This window comes from Devosia sp. XK-2, from assembly GCF_037113415.1.
Taxonomy (GTDB): Bacteria; Pseudomonadota; Alphaproteobacteria; order Rhizobiales; family Devosiaceae; genus Devosia.
On sequence record NZ_CP146608.1, the window covers coordinates 3,074,457 to 3,099,451 of the forward strand.

Here is a 24,995-nt window from a genome sequence, read left to right on the forward strand (position 1 = left end):
TCTATCATGACCATTTCCAGCATTTCCATCGCCGCCACCGGCATGCACCGTGCCAGCGCTCAGCTTGAGCAAAGCGCCAGCCGCATTGCCCGCATCAGCGTGGAGGGCAATGACGTGGATGTAGCCACCGAAATGGTCAATGTCATCCAGGCTCGGAATGACTTTAAGGCTTCCGCCAAAGTGGCAGGCGTGGCCAGCGACATGTCGCAGGCCCTGCTCGATATCCTGGTCTAGAAAAGCGGCCGCGCCTTAGCGCTCGGGCGGTGCTTCGACCATGCCCAGAGCAGACATGTAAAGCTCGAGCAGCGCTTCCTGCTCCATGCGCTCATTGGCGTCCTGCTTGCGGATGGTGACGATCTTGCGAAGAATCTTGGTATCAAAGCCATTGCCCTTGGCCTCGGCATAGATTTCCTTAATATCGGCGGCAATGGCGGCCTTTTCTTCTTCCATGCGCTCGATGCGCTCAATGAAGGCACGCAACTGATCCTGTGCGACGCTATCCTCAACAGCCATGGTGAACCTCTTTTGGCGGCCGTCTCACCCATCAGTGATGCCGGCATGAAACGAAACGGGAATTGTCTGGCCCCATCAACCCTAAGCCCCAGCCCGGTTCAACCCTTTTATCGGGCAATCCACACCCTCCGGCACCCGGGTGGAAAACCAAGCCGAACCTGACATTCGCCGCTTTTCTAGCCATCGCATCCGTCATGCCCGCAATTCCGTCAAATCGTGGCTTTAGCCATTGACCTCTCCCCCTCCATACGATCAAAGAAGGGCACGTTTTCCGGTGATTTCCAGCGCAATGGTGAACCCCATCCGTCTTGGCTCGACCCTGCTGCTCGCCGCCTTTGGCGGCCTTCTGGCCATGGCCACGCCGGCACGGGCCGAACTGCGCGTCTGCAACGAGACCGCCAATCTGGTCTCGGTGGCCCTGGGCTACCGCGCCGAACGCGGCTGGATGAGCGAAGGCTGGTGGCAGGCCCCTCCGGGTGATTGCCGCACCCTTTATCAGGGCGACCTGCAGCGCCGCTTCTACTATCTCTACGCGGTGGACGATATCGGCGGCGGCGCCTGGGACGGTCAGGTCTTCATGTGCACCCGTGACGAAACCTTCACAATATTCGGGGTTGAGGATTGCCTCGCCCGGGGCTATGAGCGCACCGGGTTCTTTGAAATCGATACACAGAACCGAACCGACTGGACGCTGCAGCTCACCGAAAGTGCGGGCGCACCGAGCATTGTTGGACCGGATCTGGGCGAAAATCTCGAAGATCCGGCCTTTCTGGTCGACCCTGACGAGCCCCTAACGCCAGACAGTATGGACACGCAATGAGACGGATCAGACGCGCAAAGATCCTAGCCACCCTCGGGCCTGCCAGCCACGAGGAGACAATGATTGAGGAACTGGCCAAGGCCGGTGCTGACGTCTTCCGCATCAATATGAGCCACGCCAGCCACGATCTGCTGCACCAGACGGTCAGGCGCATCCGCGCGGTAGAGGCGCGTCTGGGGCATCCCATTGGCATTCTCGCCGACCTGCAGGGCCCCAAGCTGCGCGTCTGGAAATTTGCCGAGGGCGCGGTCAATCTCGTCGCCGGCCAGAAATTCACGCTCGACAGCGAGCAGAATGACCAGGGCAATGCCGAGCGGGTCTACCTGCCGCATCCCGAAATCATCGAAAGCGTCTCGGTCGGAGACCGTCTGCTGCTCGACGATGGCAAGTTGCAATTGAAGGCCACCAAGGTCGGCAATGGCGCGATCGAGACCGAAGTCATTTATGGCGGCAAGCTCAGCGACAAAAAGGGTGTGTCCCTGCCCGATACGCTGCTACCCACCGGCGCCCTGACCGAGAAGGACCATGCCGACCTGCTTGAGGCCCTCAAGGCCGAGGTCGACTGGATCGCCCTGAGCTTCGTGCAGCGCCCTGAAGACATCATCGATGTCCGCAAGATCGTCCAGGGCCGCGCTGGCGTCATGGCCAAGATCGAAAAGCCTCAGGCCATCGAAAGGCTCGAGGAGATCGTCAAGCTCTCCGACGCCATCATGGTAGCGCGTGGCGATCTGGGCGTGGAATTGCCGCTCGAACAGGTCCCGGGCCTGCAAAAGCGCATGATCCGCATGTGCCGCCGCTTCGGCAAGCCGGTGGTGGTGGCCACCCAGATGCTCGAAAGCATGATCACGGCACCCGTGCCTACGCGCGCCGAGGTTTCCGACGTCTCCATCGCCGTGTTCGAAGGCGCCGACGCGGTCATGCTCTCGGCCGAAAGCGCCTCGGGCCAATATCCGGTCGAGGCCGTCAGCACCATGGCCAAGGTGGCCGTGGCGGTGGAAAGCGACAGCAATTATCGCAACATTATCCGCGCCGCACAGACCGAGCCGGAAGCCACGGCGGCCGATGCCATCTCGGCGGCGACCCGCCAGGTGGCCGAAACCCTCGATCTGGCGGCCATCGTCACCTATACGGCCTCTGGTTCGACCGGCATTCGCGCCGCCCGCGAGCGGCCGAGCAAACCCATCATTGCCCTTTCGCCCAATCTCAGGACCATTCGCCGCCTTTCGGTGGTCTGGGGCATTCATTGCGTACAGACCGAGGACGCGGTGAACCTGGAAGACATGGTCGATCGCGCCTGTGTCATCGCCTATCAAGAAGGCTTTGCCCGCCCCGGCGACCGCATTGCCATCACTGCCGGCGTACCGCTGGGCACACCCGGCGCCACCAATATGCTGCGCATCGCCTTCGTGCGCCAGGATGGTGCCGGCTCGAGCTAAGTGTGACCCACTTGCACCATTGCCGAAGGCCCCGAGCAAATCGGGGCCTTCTTTTTTTGCCGCCGCTTGCAGCCTTGGCTGACAAGGATCAGGATCGGGCCCAGGCAAACAGGGGATGAGCGTCATGCACGCAAATGAGGCAGAGGCTGCAGTTCGGTCGGTTAATGCGATGGGACGCCGGGCCTTCCTTTTGGGTTCGGCTGCCAGTATGGGCACTTTGGCCCTGGCCGGCTGCACGACCATCAAGGCCCTGACCATGGCTGAGGCAGAACAGGTTTACGGCCCCCTGCCCGAAGAGCGCTTCCCCATCGAAGCGGTCAACCTCAACAAGGTCGATCCGAAATATTGGCGGCGGACGGTGCGCTATGACAGCGCCGAGGCCCCCGGCACCATCATTGTCGATCCGCGCAATCACTACGTCTATCGTATCGAGGGTGACAATGTCGCCACGCGCTATGGCGTCAGCGTCGGCCGTGCCGGCTTCCTCTGGAATGGCGAGGCCTATATTGGCCGCAAGGCCGAATGGCCGGTCTGGACCCCGCCCAGGGAAATGATCGAGCGGCAACCCGAAGTCGCCAAATATGCCGGCGGCATGGCGCCCGGTCTCGACAATCCCTTGGGTGCCCGCACGCTCTATCTTTATCAGGACGGGCGCTACACGCTCTATACGCTCTACAGCACCCGCCAGGCTGAAACGATCGGCAAGGGCATTTCAAGCGGCTGCATCGGCCTGCTCACCCAGGACATGATGGACCTTTATGCCCGCACACCGGTCAATACCAAGGTGATCGTGCTCAAGGCCTGATGGAGTAAACGAGGGCCCGCGCCACGACTCCCCGGTGGCCGCATCGACATGCCGCCGGCCCACAGTTCCGCTGTTCGCGCTCACTGAAATTTTGCGTCCGTCACCTCGGCCTGGAAGAACGGCAGGTAGTCTTCAGTCCCATAATGGTTGCCCATCTTGACCCGGCTCGGAATTGTGAAGCCGGCAAAGCGTGCCTCGGCTTCCACCGTCCCGCCAAATGGCTGAAGCCGGAAGCTCTTTTGAGCATTCTCGTTGCTCCAGCGCATGGAAAATATCTCCGTAACGGCACCGTTCGGCCCAAGGGTCATGTCGATCGGCTCGATGCCCGTCGGGAATGTCACGCGAGCCGAATTCACGCCGGTTTGCGACCATTCAACCCCGTTGGACGGCAAAAGGCTGGCCGGGGCCCATATCGCCTCCATGGCCGCCCGGGTCAGCGCCGAGCGATTGAGGTCGGCCGAAGCATATTCATTGACAACCGGCACGAGCGAATTGATCCAGAAGCGCGTCCAGCCCTCGCCCTCCACCAGCGCATCGGACCCGGTGATGCGGATCAGGCCCGAACGCAAGGTGGGAATCCACACAAACTCTGACGGCGGCGCCAAAATCTGCCGGGCCGTCATCGCATAAGTCTGGTGGTCCTGTGGGCTTCCCAAAAGGAACTGGCCCTGCATCTGCAGCTGCACTGTGGTGTGCAGGGGCGTTCCGATCTCTATCGCATGGCTGAAGTAGCGCTGTGCTACCTCCGGCAGGTCCGCCACCATTGATGGATCATAGGCGTCAGGTTCGGTCTGGGCATGCGAGCCGATGGCTACAAAGGCCTGCTCGGCCGCCGAACTGGCCTGCCGATAGGACCAATATGCTGCCGCGACCACAGCAACGGCAAGCAAAGCCAGAGCGAGCAGAACAAGCTTCCACATGAAGCAATCTCACCACGGGGCGATTGCGCACTCAACAAGCTTTTACTCAAGATACGACTTGAGAATACCAAGGTCGCTGCGCAGCCATTCCACTTCTGACTGAAACTCCACATCGCTTTCGCCCGCCCGCTGCATGACGGTCACGCACAGTTCGGCCCCTTCGCCATTAGGAAAAAGCCGGACATAATAGCGGCGGATGGCCTTGGTCTGGCTGCGCACTTCCAGGTCGAGCACGCCATAGGCATTGTCAGGGGTAAAATGCAGGTCGACGACCTCCCCGCCAAAATCGGTTCGCCAGACATTCGGCCCAACCGGCTCGATCGGTCCCACAAGCAGCCCCTTCGTCCACCGGCTCAGATTGCGCGGCTGGGAGAGAAACCCATAGACCTCGCTATAGGGCCGGCCGATGGTGAAGCTGATCGTGCGGCTGGGATACATGGTGATCCTGGTCATCACCATCTCCCCGCAGCAAGGGCAGGATCGGGCAAAGGCAGCAATGCTCGCATGTCAGTGAGACCGCGGATCGATCCGTGGGCCCTGTATTTCAAGACATTTGAGAGCATAGCTAGTGACGCCGAAGAAGATGGCGGACCCTATTGCCTTCCGGCGGCCATAGACAAGTGCTTGATGTAACTCTCTTTCTCTTGAGTTAACGCCGCACTGGCCCGGCGATCCAACGGAGCAAATGCGCCTCTGGATTGCCGCGCATGCTCCTCCGGCCAATTCCCGAGCAACCGCCATTGCCAGTGCAAAAACCAACAAGGCCCGCACTTGCATGCGGGCCTTGTTCAAAAGTCGAAACTGGGGAAACGCTTAGCCCTGGCGGGCCTTGAAGCGCTTGTCCACCTTGTTGATGATGTAAACGCGGCCGCGACGGCGGACGAGCTTGTTCGCGCGGTGGCGAGTCATCAACGCCTTCAGCGAGTTGCGGATCTTCATCTTTCCAAATCCTCGGTCAAACAAAAGGGGCGCCAAGGCGCCCGAAAACTGGCCTCTTCATAAGGAAAGAGACCGAGGCTGTCAACGCGCAATCGCGCCAGTTTTCCCCATTCTCTTGGCGTTAACGTAAGGGTTATCCGCCAAGGCTATTCTTGAGCGCTTCTAGCAAAAGTGGCAACGGTTTTGCGGTTCAGAAGCGCGACAAAGCAAGACGTTGGACCCGACACACAAAGAACACTCCGCCATGGCCAGCGAACAGACCGCCAGCAAAGGCGTACTCATCATCGACCCACAGACCAATATGGCAGCCCTGGTGGCCGGCATGTTGCGCAGCCTGGGGCGCCGGGACATCCGTGAGGCCTGTGACGTCATGCAGGCGCAACTGCACCTGCGCCGCCACACCTTCGATCTGATCATCATCGATGACATGATCGCCAAGCCCGATGCGGTCGAAATCGTCAGGCGCCTGCGCGCCGATACGGGAAATCCCAACCGGCTGGTTCCCGTCATCATGATGGCCGCGGCGCCCGATGCCAGCCGCATTGCCGCCGCGCGCGATGCCGGCGTCACCGAATTCCTGCGCAAGCCTTTCGCTGCCAATCACCTGAAAATGCGGCTGGACAGCATTGCCGCCAATCCGCGCGCCTTTGTGGAGGCCGACGGCTATGTCGGCCCCGATCGGCGGCGTCGATCCCAGGATGTCGGGAACGCCGACAGGCGCTCCCGATAGTCACTGCAGCGCTCAGGCTGCTGCCGTAGCGGCCTCGCGCCGCAGCCGGCGGCGCTCCTCACGCCGCTTCATTTCCTCTTTCGGATCGGGCACCGGCACCGAGGCAATGAGCTTTTTGGTATAGTCGTGCTGAGGGTCCATTACGACCTGCTCGCTATCGCCGATTTCCACCACCTCGCCGAAATAAAGCACCATGATGCGCTGCGCGATATGGCGCACCACGGCAATGTCATGGGCGATGAACAATAGCGAGACGCCGAATTCCTTTTGCAGGTCCATCAGCAGATTGATGACCTGGGCCTGCACGGACACATCGAGTGCCGATACCGCCTCGTCGCAAACGATCAGCTTGGGCCTGGTGATCAGGGCCCGTGCAATGCCAATACGCTGGCACTGGCCACCCGAAAATTCGTGCGGATATTTGTTGATCATATTTGGTGTCAGGCCGACCTTCTGCATCATTTCGGCCACCCGCATCATCCGCTCGGCCTTGCCGATTTCCGGATAATGAATGCGCAGCGGCTCGGCGATGATGGCGCCGGCCGTCATGCGGGGATTGAGCGAGGCCAGCGGATCCTGAAAGATCATCTGGATATCCTTGCGCAGCCCCACCAGTTCCTTGGGGCTCATCTTGAGGATGTCCTTGCCCATCCATTTCGATTCACCGCCCGAGGCGTGAATGAGCCGGATGATGGCGCGCGACAGGGTCGACTTGCCACAGCCGCTTTCGCCCACAATGCCCAGCGTCTCGCCGGCATGCAGGTCGAACGACACATCCTTGACGGCCCTCAGCACCTTATGGCCGCCAAACAGGCCGCCGCTGGGAATGTCGAAATGCACCGAGACATTGCGCACCTCGAGAATGACCTCTTTCTCGCTCATGCTTGGTGAACTCCGGCCATGAATTCGTAGGAAACGGTGGAGAGGCGCTCCACCTTCTTGTCGAGCCGCGGCACCGCCGCGAGCAGCCCCTGCGTATAGGGATGCTCGGGATTGGCGAACAGCGCCTCGGTCTTGCGATATTCCATGACCTCGCCATTGAACATCACCAGCGTATCCTCGCAAGTGCCCGCCACGATCCCCAGATCATGGGTGATCAGGATGATCGAGGCGCCGAAATCCTCCTGCAGGTCGACCAGAAGATCGATAATCTCGGCCTGTACCGTCACATCGAGCGCCGTGGTCGGTTCGTCCGCGATCAGCAGTTCGGGCCCACAGAGCAGGGCCATGGCAATCATCACGCGCTGCCGCATGCCGCCGGAAAATTCGTGCGGATACATATGGACGCGATTTTTCGCGTCCGGAATGCGCACCGCATCGAGAAAGCGCACGCTTTCGGCCAGGGCCGCGCTGTGGCTCATGCCCTTGTGGTGCTCGAGCACCTCGGTCATTTGCCGCGAGATGCGCAGATAGGGATTGAGCGAAGTCATCGGGTCCTGAAAGATGATCCCGATCCGCTCGGCGCGGTATTGGTTGATCTTTTTGAGCGGCAGGTTGAGGATTTCCTTGCCGTCGAACATGACCGAACCGGACGCCCGACCATTCCTGGGCAAAAGGCCCAGAATGGCGAATGCGCCCTGCGTCTTGCCCGATCCGCTTTCGCCCACAATGGCCAGGGTCTTGCCCTTTTCCAGCGTATAGGAAAGGTCGCGCACCGCATGGACCACACCGTCCTGGGTATCGAAATCGACCTTGAGGTTTTTAACTTCTAGCAAAGCCATGAATTTCGCTTCCTACCGATCCTTGGGGTCCAGTGCGTCACGCAGGCCATCGCCGATATAGGTCAGGCAGAACAGCAGCGTGACCAGCACGGCGGCCGGCGCCAGCAGCAGCCAGGGCATGACCTCAGCCACCGGCGCACCGGCGGAAATGAGAGTTCCCAGCGATGTCTGCGGCTCCTGCACACCAAGGCCCAGATAAGAGAGGAAGCTCTCCGCGATGATGATTTCAGGAATGGTCAGCGTGGCATAGATCACCACGGGGCCGGTGAGATTGGGCACGATATGCCGCATGATGATGGCAAAGGGCTTGGCGCCGCTGGCGCGGGCCGCCTCGACAAATTCCCGCTCTTTCAAGGTCAATGTCTGCCCGCGCACGATACGCGCCATGGTCAGCCATTCAATGGCCCCGATACCCACGAACAGCAGCACCGGATTGCGCCCGAACATCACCACCAGGATGATGACGAACAGGATATAGGGCAGCGCATACATCACATCGACGATACGCATCATGACCGCATCCACTCGGCCGCCGAAATAGCCGGCCACCGCGCCATAGATGACCCCGATAAATACCGAGACCAGCGTGGCCACGGCCGCCACGATCAGGCTCATCTGCGTGCCCTGCAGCACGCGGGCGAGCATGTCGCGCCCATTCTGGTCGGTGCCCAGATAATGCAGAGCCTCGAAATTGGGCGGCTTGCGGATATTGCTCCAATCGACCTGGGAATAGCTCCAGGGCACGAAATAGGGGCCGATAAAAGCGACCAGAACGATCAGCACCAGCACGCCGATGGACAGCACGGCGGCCTTATTCTGCGTCAACCGGCGCAGCGCGTCCTGCGTCAGCGAGCGGCCCTTGGGCGCGTCCAGCACCGACAGTTTGTCGGCATAGCTCGACAGCACCTGATCTTTTCCCGTGATACCGGGCATCAGCGATACCTCACCTTGGGATCGAGCCAGGCATAGACGAGGTCAACGATCAGATTGAGTGCAAGAATGATGAACATGTAGAGAATGGTCGTGCCTAGGACGATGCCATAGTCGCGGTTGAGCGCGGCGGTGACAAAATACTTGCCGATGCCGGGCAGCCCGAAAACCTGCTCCACGGCCAGCGAGCCGGTCAGCAGGTAGCTCAGGCCCGGCCCGAGATAGGACACGACCGGGATCAGCGCTGGCTTGATGGCATGGCGCGCCATCACGATCCGCTCACCCAGGCCCTTGGCGCGCGCCGTGCGCACATAATTGGAGCCCAGCACTTCAATCATCGAGCCGCGCATCAGCCGGCTGATGCGCCCCGCATGCGGCCAGGCCAGCACCGTGACCGGCAGGACCAGATGCATCCAGCTGCCCGTAACCCAGCCACCGGCAGGGAACCAGCCCAGATAAACACCGAACCAGAGCTGCAACAGCGCCGCCATGAGGAAGTTCGGGATGATGACACCGACCATGACCAGCAGCACCAGCACGTAATCGGGCCACTTGTTCTGGTTGACGGCGGCGAACATGCCCGCCAATACGCCGATCGCCGTCGCGATCACGAAGGCGGTCAGCGCCAAGGTCAGCGTGAAGGGGAAGCCGATGGCGATCAGCCGGCTGACCGAGAAGCCCTCGACCACCATGGACGGGCCCAGATCGCCATGCAGCAGCCGCCAGATATAAATGAAATACTGATTGATCAGCGGCTGATCGAGATTGTAATGCGCGCGCAGATTGGCCAGCACATTGGGTGGCAGCGCGCGCTCGCCGTCAAACGGACCGCCGGGCGCCAGGCGCAGGATGAAAAAACAGACTGTAACGGCGATCAGTGCAATCGGGATGGCCGAGAGCACGCGCCGAAAAGCGTATGAGAGCATTGAGTTTTGGCCTTCGCTGTCCGGGGCGCTGCGTCCACTGCGCGCCACACCGGAGAAAAGCTCGTGGGGCCGGAAGGCCCCACGATTTGGTTCGGGATTATTCCGACTTGGTCAGCCACCGGGTGCGGTGAATGTCCTTGGCATTGTCTTCGAAGCCGGTGATGTAGGGCTTCACGACATTCTTGGACACATACCAGTAGATCGGGATCGCACCGAACTCGTCCATGGCGATCTTTTCGGCATCGGCCAGCATCTGGCCGCGGGCCACGAGGTCCTGCTCGGAGGACGCCTGGGCCAGCAGCGCGTCGAACTCTTCGTTCGAATAGCGGCCGTAATTATTGCCCCAGTTCATCGTGCCTTCCTGCTCGACACCGGTCTTGAGCAGATCCAGCGTATTGGACGGATCGTTATAGTCGAGCAGCCAGCCGGCACGGCCGACTTGGAAGTCACCAGCGCGCAGCGCATCGTAGTGGACGGCAACTTCGGAGTTGAACAGCTCGACCTTCACACCGATCGGCTCCCACATGGCGGCAATCGCCACGGCGATGCGCTGATGGTTGTCATTGGTGTTGTAGCGCAGCTGCAGATCGAGCGGATTTTCCGGGCCGTAACCGGCCTCAGTCATCAGCTCGGTGGCTTTTGCCACACGCTCTTCATAGCTCATATCAGCCCATTCGGGGTGATAGGCGTTTTCGACATAATTGCCGGTGCCTGGCGGCACCCAGCCATAGGCCGGCAATTCGCCGGTGCCCAGAATATCCGGGCCGATCACGTCGCGCAGGATCGAGATCGAGAGGGCTTCACGGACGCGCACGTCGTCGAAGGGCGCCTTTTCCTGGTTGATCACATAATAGTAAACGCCCAGGAAGGGCTCGACATGGGCTTCACCGGGAATGTTTTCTTCCATCCAGGAATACTGGTCGGCCGGGAAGTCGGTCAGGATGTCGAACTCGCCCGCGCGGTAGCGGTTGAGCGCGGCGGCCTGATCTTCGAGAACGTGGTAGTAGACCTCGTCGATCTGCACGCTATCGGCTGCGTAATAGTCCTCGTTCTTTTCCGAACGGACATAGGAACCGGGCAGCCACTCGACGATCTTATAGGGACCATTGGCGACGATGTGCTCCACTTCGGTCCAGGCATCGCCATATTCTTCCACCAGGTGCTTGGGCACCGGATAGGCGGTGTAATGGGTCAGCGCGTCCAGGAAGAACGGGGTCGCCGCCTCCAGCGTGATCTCGAGCGTCTTGTCGTCGATGGCCTTGACGCCGAGCTGGTCGAAATCGGTGATCTCGCCCGAATTGATCGCGGCGGCATTCTTGATCGGATATTGCAGATAGGCGTAGTCCGAGGCGGTCGCCGGGTCCATCAGGCGCTGGAAGGCGAACACGAAGTCGCCCGCGGTCACTGGCGTACCATCGGTCCACATCGCTTCGTCGCGCAGATGGAAGGTATAGACGGTGCCGTCTTCCGAGATTTCCCAGCTTTCGGCCTGTCCCGGGATCGGCTTGGCCTCGGCGTCTTCGGTCACCAGACCTTCGATATAGTCACCAACGACACGATTTTCCCAGTCGCCGGACACTTTGTGCGGATCGAGCGAACCGGGGTCACCGCCATTGTGCATCTGCAGCGTCACGGCCGAAGCCGCGGTGCTCATCATCAGCGCAAACGCGCCCGCGGTTGTCACCGCCTTGAGGGCTGTGGTGATCTTCATTCTCGTCCCATCTCCTTGTGGAATTCTTGACGTTTCTCTGACTGGCTGCCTTTGATGACGGGCAGCTCATTCTTCTTCGCCGCCAAGTTTTACCTGACGGTCAAGATTGGTGGACGGTATTACGCAAATCCGTCCACTGACAAGTGAAAGATTGACCTAAACGTCATCGGCAGGTTGAAAGCGAACGTCCTGCGGCCAGACTGTTCTGAGGCATGAATTTTTGCCAACTACAGGCCATATGGATTCTGATACTACGGTATGGCAGCAGGCGCCTGCGCAGCGCAAGCCGTTCCTAATTTCGCCTCACTGCCTATCAGCCGGGCGAGCCACCGCTCTGCACAAAAAAGATCACAATTGCCACGCCCAGCAACACGGCAAAGGGCAACCAGCCCGGCAATGGCCCCCGGGGCCTCTTCACCGGCGGCTCCGATTTCTTCTCGGGCCGCCGAAATTTGATCACATTGTCGCTCATTGGGCGCTTTCTACCAAAGCTGCCACGCCCATGCCACCTGCCGTACACACTGAAATCAGCGCTTTCTTGTTCACCTGACCCTCGAGCAGTTTGGCGGTCAGGCCCAGAATGCGTGCGCCCGTCGCCGCAAAGGGGTGGCCATAGGCAAGGCTCGAGCCCTTGGTGTTGATCTTGGCCGGATCGATTTCGCCCATCACTGTTTCGCGGCCCAGCACGTCCTTGCAATAGACCGGGTCTTTCCAGGCCTTGAGCGTGCACAGCACTTGCGCGGCGAAGGCCTCATGCAGCTCGAAATAGTCGATATCGGCAAAGCCGAGTCCGGCTTTTTGCAGCATTTCGGAAACCGCTATGGTCGGCGCCATCAGCAACCCCTCGCCATGGGCGAAGTCGTTGCCGGCCACCCGTCCCGTAGTGATATAGGCCAGAATGGGCAGCCCACGCGCCTTGGCCCAGTCTTCGCTGGCCAGCAGCACGGCCGCAGCGCCATCCGTCAGCGGCGTCGAATTGCCCGCTGTCAGCGTGCCATGGCCGCTGGATTTATCGAAGGCAGGCTTGAGCGTCGCCATCTTGTCCATATTGGCATCGGCTCGCACATTATTGTCCCGCACCAGCCCTGCGCATTGCACCAGGAGGTCGTCATGGAAGCCCTCGTCATAGGCCGCTGCCGCATTGCGGTGGCTGGTCACGGCCAGCGCATCCTGCTCCTGCCGGCCGATCCCCCATTCCCGGGCCATCAATTCACAATGCTGCCCCATGGAGAGGCCGGTGCGCGGTTCATTGACCGAAGGCGCCACCGGCGCCAGCTCACCAAAGGAAAAACCCTTGGTGAAAGCCTTGACCTTCTGCCCGGTCGTCTTGGCCGCATTGGCGCTGAGCAGACGATGCTGGAATTTTGACCCGAAGACGATCGGACTGTCCGAAACCGTATCCGAACCGGCGGCAATACCGCTCTCGATCTGGCCCGTGGCAATCTTGGCCGCCAATACCAAGGCCGCTTGCAGGCTCGTGCCACAGGCAATCTGCATTGTCGTGCCCGGCGTGCGAGGACTAAGGCCCGCATCGAGCAGTGCCTCGCGGGCAATATTGAAATCGCGCGAATGATTGATCACAGCCCCCGCGATCACCTCATCCACCTTCTGGCCCTTAAGGCCGAACTTGTCGGCCAGAGCCCCCAGTACTGTGCCAAGCATGGAGAGATTGGTTTCATCCGCATAGGCGGTGCCGCCACGCGCAAAGGGAATACGGGCCGAGCCGACAATGGCAACGCGCTTGAGTTCGGTCATTGATGTTCTCCTCTTACGCGCGGCCATCGGCCCTGGCTTTCATCGGCCCACCCAGGAAGGGGGCAAAGCCGGTGCCCATAATGACGCCGATATCGGCCAGTTCAGGGGAAGCGACGACGCCTTCGGCCACCACCACTTCGGTCATATCGACCAGCGGTTTGACCAGTTCCTTGCCCAATCCGGCAAGGTCTGGATGGGAAGGTGTTTCACCCTTCTGCGCCTTACCCTTTTCCCATTTGTAGAAGCCTTCGCCAGTCTTGCGGCCGAGCTTGCCCTCGGCGATCAGGCGCGCGAACTTGCTGTCCGCAGGCACTTCATGGCCCAATTCGGTGGCGACGGATTTGCCCACATCAAGCCCCACCGTATCCATCAATTCGATCGGCCCCATGGGCATGCCGAACGCCACCGCGGCGGCGTCGAGCAGTTCCTTGCTCTCGCCCTTCTCCACCCGCTCAACGGCGCCCAGCATATAGGGCATGAGCACGCGATTGACGAGGAAACCGGGGGCCGATTTGACCACCACGGGGCTTTTGCCGATGGCCTGGGCAAAGCTGGCACCCTTGCCGATTTCTTCGTCACTATTGAATGTCGAGCGGATGACTTCGACCAGCGGCAACTGCGCCACCGGATTGAAGAAATGCAGGCCGATGAGCCGCGCCGGGTCCTTGAGCGCCTCGGCGATGCGTTCCAGTTCAATCGAAGAGGTATTGGTCGCCAGGATCGCGCCCGGCTTGAGCTTGTCTTCAACGCCCTTGAAGATCGATTGCTTGACCTCGAGCTTTTCAACGACCGCCTCGATGATCACATCGGCCCGGCTCACGCCGGTACCCTTGGGATCGGCGGTCAGGCGCAGCATGGCCGCGTCGACCTCCCGCTTCTTCCGGTAGCGCTTCTGAAACAGTTTCTTGGCCCGATCGAGCGCGGGCTGAATGCGCTCCATATCGAGGTCCTGCAGCGTCACGCTCATACCGCGATAGGCACACCAGGCCGCGATATCACCGCCCATGACCCCGGCGCCGATCACATGCACGCGGGAAAATTTCGCGCCCTTGATACCCTGCTTTTTGAGGCCCTCGGAGAGGAAGAACACACGCCGCAGATTGCTGGCCGTCGGCGACCCCATCAATGGCACAAAGGCATCCACCTCGCCCCGGATCATCGCCCGCCAGTCATTGCCATGCTTTTCGAACAGGTCGATCAGCGCATAGGGCGCCGGATAGTGCTCCTTGCGCGCCTTCTTGCCGGCCTGCTTGCGCATCTGGTTGGCGACCGCCTCGCGCACCAGCGGCAGCGCCATGAGCTTTTTGGTCCAGCCCGCTTCGGTAGACTTGAGCTTGGACAGCACGGCCTTGCGACCTTCCCAGTGCAGCATGTCGCGGTGACGCACCAGCTTGTCGACGAGATTGAGACCGCGCGCCGCGCCGGCGCGCAGCATTTTGCCGGTCAGCATAATGCCCATGGCATCGACCGGCCCGGCCTGCCGGATCGAGCGGCCCGTCCCGCCAAAGCCAGGGAAAATGCCCAGATTGACCTCGGGAAAACCAATGCGGGTTTTTTCGTCGTTGACCGCGATGCGATAGTGACAGGCCAGCGCCAGCTCCAGCCCTCCACCCAGACAAAAGCCATGAATGGCGGCAATCACGGGCACAGGCAGCGACTCGATCCGCGCAAACAGCGCATGGGTCCGCCGCAAGGCCTCGGGCAGGACCGAAAAATCGCTCATCGCATCGAATTCGGACACATCCGCCCCGGCGATAAAACCGCTATCCTTGCCCGAAAGGATGACGACCCCCACCAGTTCGCCGGAATTGGCCAGGTCCTCAAAACGCGCCACCAGCGTTTCGAGCTCCATAATGGCCTCGCGGCTCAGCGTATTCACCGAGGCTTCGGGCGTGTTGATCACCAGCCAGCCGATCTTTTCAAGATCGGTGTGAAAGCTCCAATGCCTCGTATCGGTTGCCTGTGGGGCGATCATGATTGTGTCCTCGAACTCTTTCCCTCCCCTCCCCCTTGAGGGGAGGGGTCGGGGGTGGGGGTCCCTCCGTGACCCACATAACCACCCCCACCCTCATTCCCTCCCCTCAAGGGGGAGGGAGGCGCAGGCTCAGCCTGCAATGTTCACTCCGCCGCCGCTCTTGGCGCCGTTTCCTTGAGCACATCCATCTCGAAATCATCGACATGCACGGCCCGATTGGTCGCCTCGTCGGCGGCGCGCATAATGCCCGCCTCATTGTCGCTCAGCACCCCGGCCGCCACTGCATCGGCAATGGCATCCCGGTCCAGCCTGCGCTCGATAACCCCCTTGCGGGATGCCTTGATGAACTTGGCTTCGATGTCCTCGGCCTCGGTCACCTTGCGGAATGCGTCTTCCAGAACGCCTGTGACGTCATTGGGGTCCATCGAAACATAGACACCGGTGGTCAAGCGGTCGCGGAAACTGCCGGGCCGCAGCACCGCGCGCACGAAACGGTAATTGACCCTGTCCGAAGCCGGTTTGGCATGGCGACCCAGCGGGAAGCACAGGAACCGCATGGCCCAGGCAAAGACCGGATTGGGGAAATTGGCGAAGACTTCGGCGAAGGTTGCCTCGAGCGAGGCGATCCGGTCGCGCAGGATCGCTTCGACCAATTCCTTGTCCTCGGCAATCGAGCCCTCTTCTTCGAAGCGCTTGAGCGTGGCGGACATGAGGTAAAGATCGCCCAGAATATCGGCCATGCGACCCGAAAGCTTCTGCTTGCGCTTGAGCGCGCCGCCCAGCACCACCGTGGTCCAGTCGGCCACCAGGGCAAAGTCCTGGCTATAGCGGTGCAGGCGCCGATACCAGCGCGCCATCGACCCCTCATTGGGCGAAGAGGCGAAATTGCCATTGGTCAGGCCATGCAGGAAGCTCGCCACGATATTGCGCAGCATAAAGCCGGTATGACCGCCGAAAGCGGCGTCAAAGGCATTGAGACCGGCCTTGCGATCCTTGTTCTGCGCCGCCTGGATTTCCTTGAGGAGATAGGGATGGGCGCGCAGCACGCCCTGGGCAAAGGTCATCAGCGTGCGGGTGAGAATATTGGCGCCTTCCACCGTGATCGCCACCGGCATGGATTGATAGGCGCCGAACAGATAATTGCCCGGCCCGTCCTGGATGGCGCGGCCGCCCTGAATGTCGAAGGCATCGTCCATGCTGTCGCGCATGGCTTCGGTGGTCGTGTATTTGAGCAGGCCCGCAATAACGGCGGGGCGCTGGCCTTCGTCGACCATAGACGCAGTGAGGCGTCTGGTGGCCTCGAACATATAGGCGCGCTTGACCATCTCGCCGAGCGGCTCGGCCACACCTTCCATGATCCCGACTGGAATGCCGAACTGGCGCCGCACCCGCGCATAGGCCGAAGTCGCGCGCAGCGTCTGCTTGATCGAGGTGGTGCCGATCGCCGGCAGCGATATGGCGCGCCCGGTGGACAGGCATTCCATCAGCATGCGCCAACCCTGCCCGGCGTAATCGGTGCCGCCAATCAGGAAGTCCATCGGGATGAACACATCCTTGCCGCGCACCGGACCGTTCATGAAGGCCTGGCGGGCCGGATAGTGGCGGCGCCCGATATCAAGACCTGGATGGTCATGCGGGATCAGCGCCAGCGTAATGCCGATATCCTGGCCGCGGCCGAGCAGATTGTCCGGGTCCTTGAGGATGAAGGCGAGCCCCACAAGCGTCGCGATCGGCGCCAAAGTAATATAGCGCTTGTCGAAGCTGAGGGTCACGCCAAGCACTTCCTGCCCGTTATGCATGCCCTTGGTGACTACGCCGATATCGCGCATGCCGCCCGCATCCGACCCCGAATGCACCCCCGTCAGCGCAAAACAGGGCACCTCCTGGCCATTGGCCAGGCGATGGAGATATTTCTCCTTCTGCGCCGGCGTGCCGTACTTTTCCAGCAATTCGCCCGGCCCCAGAGAATTGGGCACCATGACGGTAATCGCCGCCGCGACCGAACGACTGGCGATCTTGGACACGATCATCGACTGCGCCTGTGCCGAAAAGCCCAATCCGCCATGCTCCTTGGCAATGAGCATGCCCAGAAAACCCTTGTCCTTGAGGAACTGCCAAAGCTCAGGGCTAAGGTCGGCGCGATTGTGCCTTATGTCCCAATCGTCGATCATCGAGCAGGCCGTTTCGGCCGGCCCTTCAAGAAAGGCCCGTTCTTCCTCAGTCAACGTCAAGGCACGAATATTGGTGAGCTTGTCCCAGTCCGGACGGCCGGAGAACAGCTCGGCATCCCAACCCACCGTGCCGGCGTCGAGCGCTTCCTGCTCGGTGCGGCTGACCTTGGGCAATATGGATTTGACAGCTCCATAGACGGGCCGCGTCAACACGGTCATGCGGATCGGCTTGACCGCCAGGAGCAGCAGGACCACGCCCAAACCGATCAGCACATAGGAGAACCAGCCAAGGCCGTAGACCGCACCGCCCTGGGTGAAGTCGAGGCCGGACAGAATACCGACCGCCACAAAGCCGGCGCCCCATTGCCAGAGGGGGCTTTCCCGCATGGCGAGCGCGCCGAACAAGACAAGACTGATTGCAACCAGCAGCAGGGTCATTGCCCACATCCTCCTCATACGACCTCAGAACCAGCTCCCGGTCCATGGCCGCCTTCAATCAAATGCCGGGCCACCCAAGAGGTTCGGCCCGCCCGCATGGCAGCCCACCTTAACGCGGCCATGGGGAATTGTTGAAGGCAGTTTATCTAGATTGACGCATACGTCAACTAAATGCCTTTTAGTGCCCCAAGCGTCCGCCGGGTCGAGGTCGCCCAGACGTGATCCAAATCGCTTCGGCACCGAATTGACGCTAACGTAAACAAGTGGAATAATTTCCGCTCGATGACAGCCAAGGCGCCGATAGAGCGCCGGGTCGACACAGACCCGCTGCATCCAAAAACGGGAACGCCCATTTGCCCGTTCGGCATTGGGAGGAGAAAACAATGGACACGCCAGCCACCGGCCACGAAAGCCTTCGCCCCTGGATCGCCACCTATCCCAAGGGCATTGTCTGGGACGATCACATCGATACCACGCCAGTGCACGAGCAGGTCCTGGCATCCTGTGCCAGCCATCCAAATGCCGTTGCACTCGATTTTCTGGGCTCCGCCATGACCTATGGCGAACTGGCAGAAGAGATCCTGGCCTTTGCCGGAGCGCTGCAAAGCCAGTTCGGTGTCACCAAGGGCAGTCGCGTTGCTCTCATGCTGCCCAATACGCCTTTCTACCCGATCGCCTATTATGGCGTGCTGCGGGCCGGGGGCACGGTGGTCAATTGCAATCCGCTCTATACCGTTTCCGAATTGGGGCACATCACCTCCAATGCCGGCGCCGATGTTCTGGTAACGCTCGATCTCAAGCTGATGTTCGAAAAGGCCGAGGCACTTGTGGCCGCCGGCTATGTCAAAAAGCTGATCGTGGCGCATTTCCCCGCCGCCCTGCCCCTGGTCAAGAAGGTCCTTTATCTATTGGTCAAGCGCGGGGATCTGGCCGATATCGGACGCTCGCCTCAGGCCCATACCGTCACATGGTTCCAGGCCATGCTGAACCGCCAGGACAGCCCGGCGCCGGTGGCTATCGATCGGGACGTCGACATTGCCGTCCAGCAATATACCGGCGGCACCACCGGTATTCCCAAGGGCGCCTTGCTCAGCCACGCCAATGTGGCGGCCAATGTGTCCCAATCCACCAAGTGGTTTGCCAGCCTGTTCAAGCCGGGCAACAAGGCCATCGCTATTTTGCCCTTCTTCCACATCTTCGCCATGACCACCTGCATGAACATGCCGCTGGCCGCCGGCATGACGGTCTATATGATGCCGCGCTTCGAGATGAAGGGTTTCCTGTCTTTGCTCCGGCGCTCGCGGCCCAATCTGATGCCGGCTGTGCCCACATTGATTTCGGCGCTGGCCAATAGCGAAATGGCGACGCGCGAGCTTCTGTCCAGCATCGAACTGATCGTTTCGGGCGGTGCCGCTTTGCCCAATGAATTGCGCAGCGCTTTTGCCCGCAAATCCTCGGCCCAGCTCGTGGAGGGTTACGGTCTGACCGAGGCCTCCCCGGTGGTCTGTTGCGGCCCCTTCAATGGCCTGAACAAATCCATGTCCATCGGCCTGCCCCTGCCCGGGACCGATATTCGCTTTGTCGATGTGGATTCGGGAAAAGTCGTCGGCATCGGCGAAAATGGCGAATTGCAGGTCAAGGGCGCCCAGGTCATGGTCGGCTATTTCGAGGATGAAGAGGCCACCAGCAACGCCTTCATGGATGGCTGGCTGCGCACCGGCGATGTGGGCCATATGGACGAGGACGGCTATGTCTTCCTTGTCGACCGCATCAAGGACCTCATCATCTGCTCGGGCTTCAATGTCTATCCGCGCACGATCGAGGAAGCGGTGATGGCCCATGAAGCTGTGGAAGAGGTCAATGTCATCGGCGTGCCCGATGAATATCGCGGCGAAGCACCGGTGGCCTTCGTCAAACTCAAGCATGACCACACCGTCAGCGAAGCCGAGCTCAAGACCTTCCTGACCGGAAAGCTCAACAAGATTGAAATGCCCAAACAGATCGTTTTCAAGCAGGACCTGCCCAAGACGCTGATCGGCAAGCTCTCCAAAAAGGAACTACGCGAGGAATATGCCCAGATGAAAGCCTCGAAATCGTGACCACCAGATCATCCGAAAACCAGGATCTGTTCGCCATAGCCGACCTCGCCCGCGAGTTCGGCATTTCGACCAGAGCCATCCGCTTTTATGAATCCAAGGGCCTGCTTTCCCCCGAGCGTGTCGGCGCGACCCGCGTTTTCCGCAAGCGCGACCGCGCGCGGCTCATCCTCATTCTGCGCGGCAAGCGCCTGGGCTTCACCCTGCGCGACATTTCCGACTATTTGAGCCTCTACGACGCCGACCGCACTCAACAGGTCAGCCTGCTTGCCGGCAAGGTGGACGAACGCCTGGCCCTGCTCGAGCGCCAGCGCGACGACCTCGAAACCACCATTCGCGAACTGCGCGAAATCAAGCAATTGGCCGAGGAACGGCTGCAAAAGACCGGCTAGAGCGTTTCCAGCAAAAGTGGCGACGGTTTTGCTCCTCGGGCTACGACCCGTGGATCGGAAACGCGATAAAACAAGAGCTTAGGGTAGTTTCAGCGTTTCGACGAAACGGTGAAATGATCTAGCGCTCTTTGCGCCCTTTGTGGTTATTCGTCATCAGATTGGGCTTTTTCGGTTTTACCCAGCCCTTGGGCGGCTCGCGCACCGGGGCATTGGACCCCAGCCCCATCTGTCCTGGCGGCGGCTGGCCCACAATGTCGTCCGCTTCGCCACGAAGGCGGGCAATCTCATCGCGCAATGCCGCGGCCTGCTCGAAATCGAAAGCGGCGGCTGCGGCATCCATTTGCTTTTCCAGCGCCATAAGGCGCTGATGATTGGTCCGAGACGACATAGCCAATTCCCTTTTGCCTTGCCATCAGCCAGCGACAAGGCCAGCCCAGCCTATTCGATCGGGGCGCGGAAGTCCCTCCTGCCGCCGTCAGGTGGCCGTCGTCAGACTTGCCAATTCGGTGCCCGCCTGCAAGACCGGGATGAGTTCACCCTGCCCCGGAGCCGTCATGCGCCGCACCAGCCACCCCGCCGGAACCATCCACCGACTGACCGTAGAAAGCAAAGCCCTTGCCGGCAATATGCTTGGCGACCCCACCGAGCGCATTGTCGATGTCTATGTGCCCGCGGGCCATGACGGCAAGGGCCTGCCACTGCTGGTCGATCTGGTCGGCTATACTGCGGGCGGCCCCGCTCATACGGCCTGGAAGGCCTTCACCGAAAACGTCCCCGAACGTCTCGACCGCCTGATTGGCGAGGGCAAGATGGCGCCGGTCGTCGTCGCCTTTCCCGATTGCTTCTCACGCCTGGGCGGCAATCAATATGTAAACAGCCCGGTCATGGGAAACTGGGAGGATTTCCTGATCGAGGAGATGCTGCCAGCCGTCGAGACAAAATTCTCCTGCGGCGGCACCGGCAGGCGCGGCGTTTTCGGCAAGTCATCCGGCGGCTTCGGCGCCCTGGTTCATGCCATGCGCCATCCCCACATATGGGCCGCCGCCGCCAGCCATTCCGGCGATGCCGGCTTCGAGCATCTCTATCTCGCGGGTTTCCCCGACGTTCTGATGGCGCTCGCCAAAAAGGACAATTCCATCGAGGAATGGATGAAGGCCTTTGAGGCCAAGCCCAAGCTCGATGGCAAGGACACCATGACCCTGATGTTCCTCTGCCAGGCCGCCAGTTTCGATCCCGACCCGCAAGCCTTTCTTGGCCTCAGGCTGCCGGTGACGTTGGACACCTGCGAGATCATCCCCGAGCGCTGGGAAAACTGGCTCGCCTGGGACCCGGCCCTGATGGTCAAATCGCATGCCGATGCCATCGGCAAATTGAAAGGCTTCTTCCTCGATTGTGGCACCGAGGATCAATACGCCATTCTCTACGGCACCCGCCGCATTCACAAGGCGCTCGAACAGCGCGGCATCGCCCATCGCTATGAGGAGTTCCCCGACAACCATTCCGGTGTCGATTACCGCATGGATGTCAGCCTGCCCTGGATGACCGAGGTTTTGAACCAATAGCCTGGAACTGTCCGGCGCCCTCCCCCTTCTTCAGGGGAGGCCCGGCCAAGGGCTAAACCACCTTGCTGACCTCCAGCAATCCCGGGTTCTTCTCATTGGCGGCATTGATCGCCGCTTCCCCACCCAGCACCACCACATGGCCATTTTCCGCCACCAGATCAATGGCATCGGCCAGGGCCAGGAAATCAGCCCGGCTGGTCGAGAGAATTTCGTCGCGCCGCTGCTGGCGAAGGGCGTCGGTTGTGCCATTCAAAATCCGCCACATGGCCGAATAGCCCTTGGCGTCGGGAAATTCGGGCCGGTCCAGGTCGCCCACCACGCCGATGACCGAGCGCACCAGATCGGTTTCGCCAATCTCGGCGCGCAGCGCTCTGGCCGCGCCGTCATAGGCCTCCAGCGTCTTGAGCAGGTTCGGATCCCGATAGGAGAGGAACGCAAAATTGCCCGACGAGAGGTCGAACCGGCTCGACCCGCCATAGGCGCCACCCTGCACACGCACCTTGTCCCAGAGATAGGTGGTGTTCAAGAGCCGCAGCGCCACCGCGGAGGCAGCCGAGAGCTCCACCCCAAGCGCCTTGAGATTAGCGCCCTTGCCCACATAATTGACCTGTGCCGGGATCACGAGGCCCTCGTTTTTCGGCTCGAACCTATGGGGCCAGTCGGCGTCGGCAAGGGCTGCGTTCGGCAAGCCGCCCACAAAGCTGTCCAGCGCCCCCTTGGCCTCGCCCCAGAGCGCACCGTCGGCTGTGACATTGATGATCATGCGACCGCGATTGAACAATTTGGCGCGGATCGAGCCGAGCCTGGCCTCCACGCTCTCCCAATCGTTCTCGACCTGCTTGATCAACCCCTTGAGGAAATCGAGATAGCTCACGCCGCTCATCTGCTCGGCAATCCAGCCCGCCTCGGTCAAGCCCGCCTTGATGCGTGTATCGACAATTCCATTGCCGCTGGGCACCAGCCGCGCCTCGAAACCCGCCTTTTCCTCCAGCGCCATCTGCCGGAAACGCGCCCTGTCCGAGAAATTGGCATCGAGCAGCACGTCGCTCATTATGTCCAGCATGTCGGCGAACTTGTCCGCCACCGACTTGCCCGAAAGGAAGAACCAGGCGGCCGTCCCCGAGCCGTCCTGCTTGCTGGCAAGGCCACGATGCTGTGCGATACCGCCCGTGGTGCGGCCGATGCGCTGGGTCAGGGAAACAAAATCTTCCTTGCTGGTGCCGGTCTGCAGCAAGGCCCGTCCGAACAGGGGCAGATAGGGCAGGTCGGCCTTATCCAGCACATGCATGTCAAAGCCGAGATCCAGATACAAAATCCCCAGCGTCGGCAGGTCGTGATAGAGCGTGCGCACCCCCGCACTAATGCTTTCCTCTGTCGGCACGACGCGAATGTCGCGGTCGAGATCATTCAGCGTCAGCGTCGGAATCCTGGCCAGGTCTTCGGGCTTGTCGACACTCTCCTGCAGCGCCTTTAAGCGCTCGGTGCGCTCCAGAACGCTCTTGAGCGCATCCTCATCCAGAGCGGCCCGCACAGCGGCGAGCTTGTCGGCCTCCGCCTTGGCCTCACGCGCGCCCTGTTCGGGATCGGCCTCCAGGGTCGAAGTTACACGATGCGGATTGTCCAGGAACAGGCGCCGGATTTCCTTTTCGAAATGTCCCGATGCGGCCTTTTGCTTGAGCGCGGCCAGCGCTTCCTCGTAAACTAGCGGGGAAAGCGGATCGCCGCCATGCAGCCAGCCGCCCAGAGCGGTGAACATATAGGTCATGCCGCGCGGATAGGAGCCGGTGTTCTGCTCACGCAAATTGAACTCGAACGTATTGATCGCCGCTTCCCGCTGCTCCTCGGAAAAGCCGGTTTCGGCGATCTCCGCCAGCGTCTCCAGTACCAGTTGTTCGACCTTTTCGGCATCGGCCGGATCAACGCCCTTAAGGCCAAACCCGCCCATGGGCTGCCGGAGATAGGACGAGATACCACCCCCGATCACGCCTTCCCCGAGCCCGCTTTCATTGAGCTTTTTGCGCAGCGGCGCTGCCGAATTGCCGGCCAGGAGATAGCTCAGCATGCCATGGCTGAGCGTTTCTTCCCGGCTCCCGGGCGGATCGAGCATCCAGCTCACCGAGACCATGCCGTCGCGACGCTTTTCCCCATCCACGCTCCCGGCATAGGTGCCCGAAACCTTGCGCGGCGCATTCCAGCGCGGCTGCAGCTTCACCTCGGCATCGACGTCGAGCCTGTCGAACTGGCTGAAATAGGCATCCAGAATATCCAGCCGCTTGTCCGGCGCGTCATCGCCGGAAAACACCACCCGCGCATTGGAGGGGTGATAATAGGTCTGATGGAAGCGCTTGAACTGCTCATATGTCAGGTCCGGGATGACCTTGGGATCGCCCCCCGAACTCTTGCCATAGGTCGTATCGGGATAAAGCGCGGTCTGGGTCTGGGTATGCATTACCGAGTCAGGAGACGAATAGACCCCCTTCATCTCGTTGAACACCACACCCTTATAGACCAGCGGCGCATTCGCGCTTTCCAGCTCGTAATGCCAGCCCTCCTGCTCAAACGTATCCTGGCTGATCAGCGGGAACAGCACGGCGTCGAGATAGACATCGACGAGGTTGTAAAAGTCCTTGAGGTTCTGGCTAGCCACCGGATAGGCGGTCTTGTCAGGAAAAGTCATCGCATTGAGAAAGGTATGCATCGACCCCTTGAGCAGCTCTACAAAGGGCTTTTTGACCGGATATTTGCGCGATCCGCACAGTACCGAATGCTCGAGAATATGCGCGATGCCGGTCGAATCCTCCGGCGGTGTCTTGAAGGTGATGCCAAAGACCTTGTTCTCGTCCGCATTAATGAGGCTCAACACCTCCGCCCCAGTCTTCTTGTGCCGGTAGAGCAAGGCCTGCGAACTGATCTCGGCGATAGTCTCGTCGCGGACGAGTTCGAAGGCGGGGTGGGACATAGGAGAACTCTTCTTGGAAATGTAGTCGCCCTAACCTAGGTGCGGCAGGGCTGATCCGCTAGTGGCGCGCGCGGCACCGTGAGCCTCCTGATCCTCCCCCCTTGCGAAAAGGGTGGATCAGCCGCAGACCGAGACGGGAGAGGGAGGACGTCATCCAAGGCCCAGCGCTCGCGGCATATCCCCTCATTCCGCCCAT

General features: G+C 60.8%; 22 protein-coding genes and 1 pseudogene. 8 read left to right on the top strand and 15 right to left on the bottom strand.

Annotation, left to right across the window (positions count from 1 at the left end):
• Window positions 1-6: 6 nt before the first annotated feature.
• Complete coding sequence (locus V8Z65_RS15120; protein ID WP_338720983.1) at window positions 7-234, top strand: flagellar basal body rod C-terminal domain-containing protein; 228 nt, start codon at window positions 7-9, stop codon at window positions 232-234.
• 15 nt (window positions 235-249) lie between these two features.
• Here V8Z65_RS15120 and V8Z65_RS15125 read toward each other — a convergent pair whose 3' ends face one another.
• Window positions 250-513, bottom strand: coding sequence for a DUF2312 domain-containing protein (locus V8Z65_RS15125; RefSeq protein ID WP_061907597.1), 264 nt, complete (start codon window positions 511-513; stop codon window positions 250-252).
• Between the two features lie 274 nt (window positions 514-787).
• Between V8Z65_RS15125 and V8Z65_RS15130 the strand changes: the two genes are divergently transcribed.
• From V8Z65_RS15130 to V8Z65_RS15140, 3 genes are all read left to right on the top strand, one after another.
• Window positions 788-1,333, top strand: a complete 546-nt coding sequence (locus tag V8Z65_RS15130) for a DUF1036 domain-containing protein (protein WP_338720984.1) — start codon at window positions 788-790, stop codon at window positions 1,331-1,333.
• Entirely contained in the window at window positions 1,330-2,769 is a 1,440-nt protein-coding gene (gene pyk, locus V8Z65_RS15135; protein WP_338720985.1) for a pyruvate kinase, read from the top strand. The genes V8Z65_RS15130 and pyk overlap by 4 nt, the downstream gene beginning before the upstream one ends.
• Window positions 2,770-2,893: 124 nt before the next feature.
• Window positions 2,894-3,574, top strand: a complete 681-nt coding sequence (locus V8Z65_RS15140) for a L,D-transpeptidase (protein ID WP_338720986.1) — start codon at window positions 2,894-2,896, stop codon at window positions 3,572-3,574.
• Window positions 3,575-3,654: 80 nt separating this feature from the next.
• On the opposite strand, the gene V8Z65_RS15145 is transcribed toward V8Z65_RS15140, so the two are convergent.
• From V8Z65_RS15145 to ykgO, 3 genes are all read right to left on the bottom strand, one after another.
• Window positions 3,655-4,494 (bottom strand): DUF6544 family protein, encoded by an 840-nt coding sequence (locus V8Z65_RS15145; protein WP_338720987.1) that lies wholly within the window; start codon window positions 4,492-4,494, stop codon window positions 3,655-3,657.
• A 42-nt stretch (window positions 4,495-4,536) separates the two neighbouring features.
• A complete protein-coding gene (locus V8Z65_RS15150; RefSeq protein ID WP_338720989.1) occupies window positions 4,537-4,947 on the bottom strand; it encodes a hypothetical protein in 411 nt (136 codons plus the stop codon).
• A gap of 360 nt (window positions 4,948-5,307) precedes the next feature.
• Window positions 5,308-5,433 (bottom strand): type B 50S ribosomal protein L36, encoded by a 126-nt coding sequence (gene ykgO / locus V8Z65_RS15155; RefSeq protein ID WP_046105532.1) that lies wholly within the window; start codon window positions 5,431-5,433, stop codon window positions 5,308-5,310.
• Between the two features lie 244 nt (window positions 5,434-5,677).
• On the opposite strand from ykgO, the gene V8Z65_RS15160 reads away from it, so the two are divergent.
• Window positions 5,678-6,163 (top strand): response regulator, encoded by a 486-nt coding sequence (locus V8Z65_RS15160; protein WP_338720990.1) that lies wholly within the window; start codon window positions 5,678-5,680, stop codon window positions 6,161-6,163.
• A gap of 12 nt (window positions 6,164-6,175) precedes the next feature.
• Here V8Z65_RS15160 and V8Z65_RS15165 read toward each other — a convergent pair whose 3' ends face one another.
• The 9 genes from V8Z65_RS15165 to V8Z65_RS15205 all read right to left on the bottom strand — a co-directional run bounded on the left by V8Z65_RS15165 (window position 6,176) and on the right by V8Z65_RS15205 (window position 17,790).
• The gene (locus V8Z65_RS15165) at window positions 6,176-7,045 is read right to left on the bottom strand and encodes an ATP-binding cassette domain-containing protein (RefSeq protein WP_338720993.1); all 870 of its coding nucleotides are present in this window, start codon (window positions 7,043-7,045) and stop codon (window positions 6,176-6,178) included.
• Window positions 7,042-7,884 (bottom strand): ATP-binding cassette domain-containing protein, encoded by an 843-nt coding sequence (locus V8Z65_RS15170; protein WP_338720994.1) that lies wholly within the window; start codon window positions 7,882-7,884, stop codon window positions 7,042-7,044. Before V8Z65_RS15170 ends, V8Z65_RS15165 begins: the two co-directional genes overlap by 4 nt.
• 12 nt (window positions 7,885-7,896) lie before the next feature.
• The gene (locus V8Z65_RS15175) at window positions 7,897-8,817 is read right to left on the bottom strand and encodes an ABC transporter permease subunit (protein WP_338720996.1); all 921 of its coding nucleotides are present in this window, start codon (window positions 8,815-8,817) and stop codon (window positions 7,897-7,899) included.
• Window positions 8,817-9,740 (bottom strand): ABC transporter permease subunit, encoded by a 924-nt coding sequence (locus V8Z65_RS15180; RefSeq protein ID WP_338720997.1) that lies wholly within the window; start codon window positions 9,738-9,740, stop codon window positions 8,817-8,819. Before V8Z65_RS15180 ends, V8Z65_RS15175 begins: the two co-directional genes overlap by 1 nt.
• A gap of 97 nt (window positions 9,741-9,837) precedes the next feature.
• Window positions 9,838-11,451, bottom strand: a complete 1,614-nt coding sequence (locus tag V8Z65_RS15185) for a peptide ABC transporter substrate-binding protein (protein WP_338720998.1) — start codon at window positions 11,449-11,451, stop codon at window positions 9,838-9,840.
• A 313-nt stretch (window positions 11,452-11,764) separates the two neighbouring features.
• Window positions 11,765-11,923 carry a hypothetical protein gene (locus V8Z65_RS15190; RefSeq protein WP_338720999.1) on the bottom strand — a complete coding sequence of 53 codons (159 nt, stop codon included), beginning with the start codon at window positions 11,921-11,923 and terminating at the stop codon, window positions 11,765-11,767.
• On the bottom strand, window positions 11,920-13,206 hold the full coding sequence (locus V8Z65_RS15195) for an acetyl-CoA C-acetyltransferase (RefSeq protein WP_338721000.1): 1,287 nt from the start codon (window positions 13,204-13,206) through the stop codon (window positions 11,920-11,922). Before V8Z65_RS15195 ends, V8Z65_RS15190 begins: the two co-directional genes overlap by 4 nt.
• Window positions 13,207-13,219: 13 nt before the next feature.
• Complete coding sequence (locus V8Z65_RS15200) at window positions 13,220-15,181, bottom strand: 3-hydroxyacyl-CoA dehydrogenase NAD-binding domain-containing protein (RefSeq protein WP_338721001.1); 1,962 nt, start codon at window positions 15,179-15,181, stop codon at window positions 13,220-13,222.
• Window positions 15,182-15,324: 143 nt separating this feature from the next.
• Window positions 15,325-17,790 (bottom strand): acyl-CoA dehydrogenase, encoded by a 2,466-nt coding sequence (locus V8Z65_RS15205; RefSeq protein ID WP_338721002.1) that lies wholly within the window; start codon window positions 17,788-17,790, stop codon window positions 15,325-15,327.
• Between the two features lie 383 nt (window positions 17,791-18,173).
• Between V8Z65_RS15205 and V8Z65_RS15210 the strand changes: the two genes are divergently transcribed.
• Window positions 18,174-19,889 carry a long-chain fatty acid--CoA ligase gene (locus tag V8Z65_RS15210; RefSeq protein ID WP_338721003.1) on the top strand — a complete coding sequence of 572 codons (1,716 nt, stop codon included), beginning with the start codon at window positions 18,174-18,176 and terminating at the stop codon, window positions 19,887-19,889.
• Complete coding sequence (locus V8Z65_RS15215) at window positions 19,886-20,278, top strand: MerR family DNA-binding transcriptional regulator (RefSeq protein WP_338721004.1); 393 nt, start codon at window positions 19,886-19,888, stop codon at window positions 20,276-20,278. The genes V8Z65_RS15210 and V8Z65_RS15215 overlap by 4 nt, the downstream gene beginning before the upstream one ends.
• Before the next feature lie 268 nt (window positions 20,279-20,546).
• Here V8Z65_RS15215 and V8Z65_RS15220 read toward each other — a convergent pair.
• Window positions 20,547-20,630: pseudogene (locus V8Z65_RS15220) on the bottom strand (UvrB/UvrC motif-containing protein); the annotation flags it as partial.
• Between the two features lie 202 nt (window positions 20,631-20,832).
• Here V8Z65_RS15220 and V8Z65_RS15225 point away from each other — a divergent pair.
• Entirely contained in the window at window positions 20,833-21,840 is a 1,008-nt protein-coding gene (locus V8Z65_RS15225; RefSeq protein WP_338721005.1) for an alpha/beta hydrolase-fold protein, read from the top strand.
• A 52-nt stretch (window positions 21,841-21,892) separates the two neighbouring features.
• Here the strand turns inward: V8Z65_RS15225 and V8Z65_RS15230 are convergent, their stop codons facing one another.
• Entirely contained in the window at window positions 21,893-24,799 is a 2,907-nt protein-coding gene (locus V8Z65_RS15230; RefSeq protein WP_338721006.1) for an insulinase family protein, read from the bottom strand.
• Window positions 24,800-24,995: the final 196 nt, after the last annotated feature.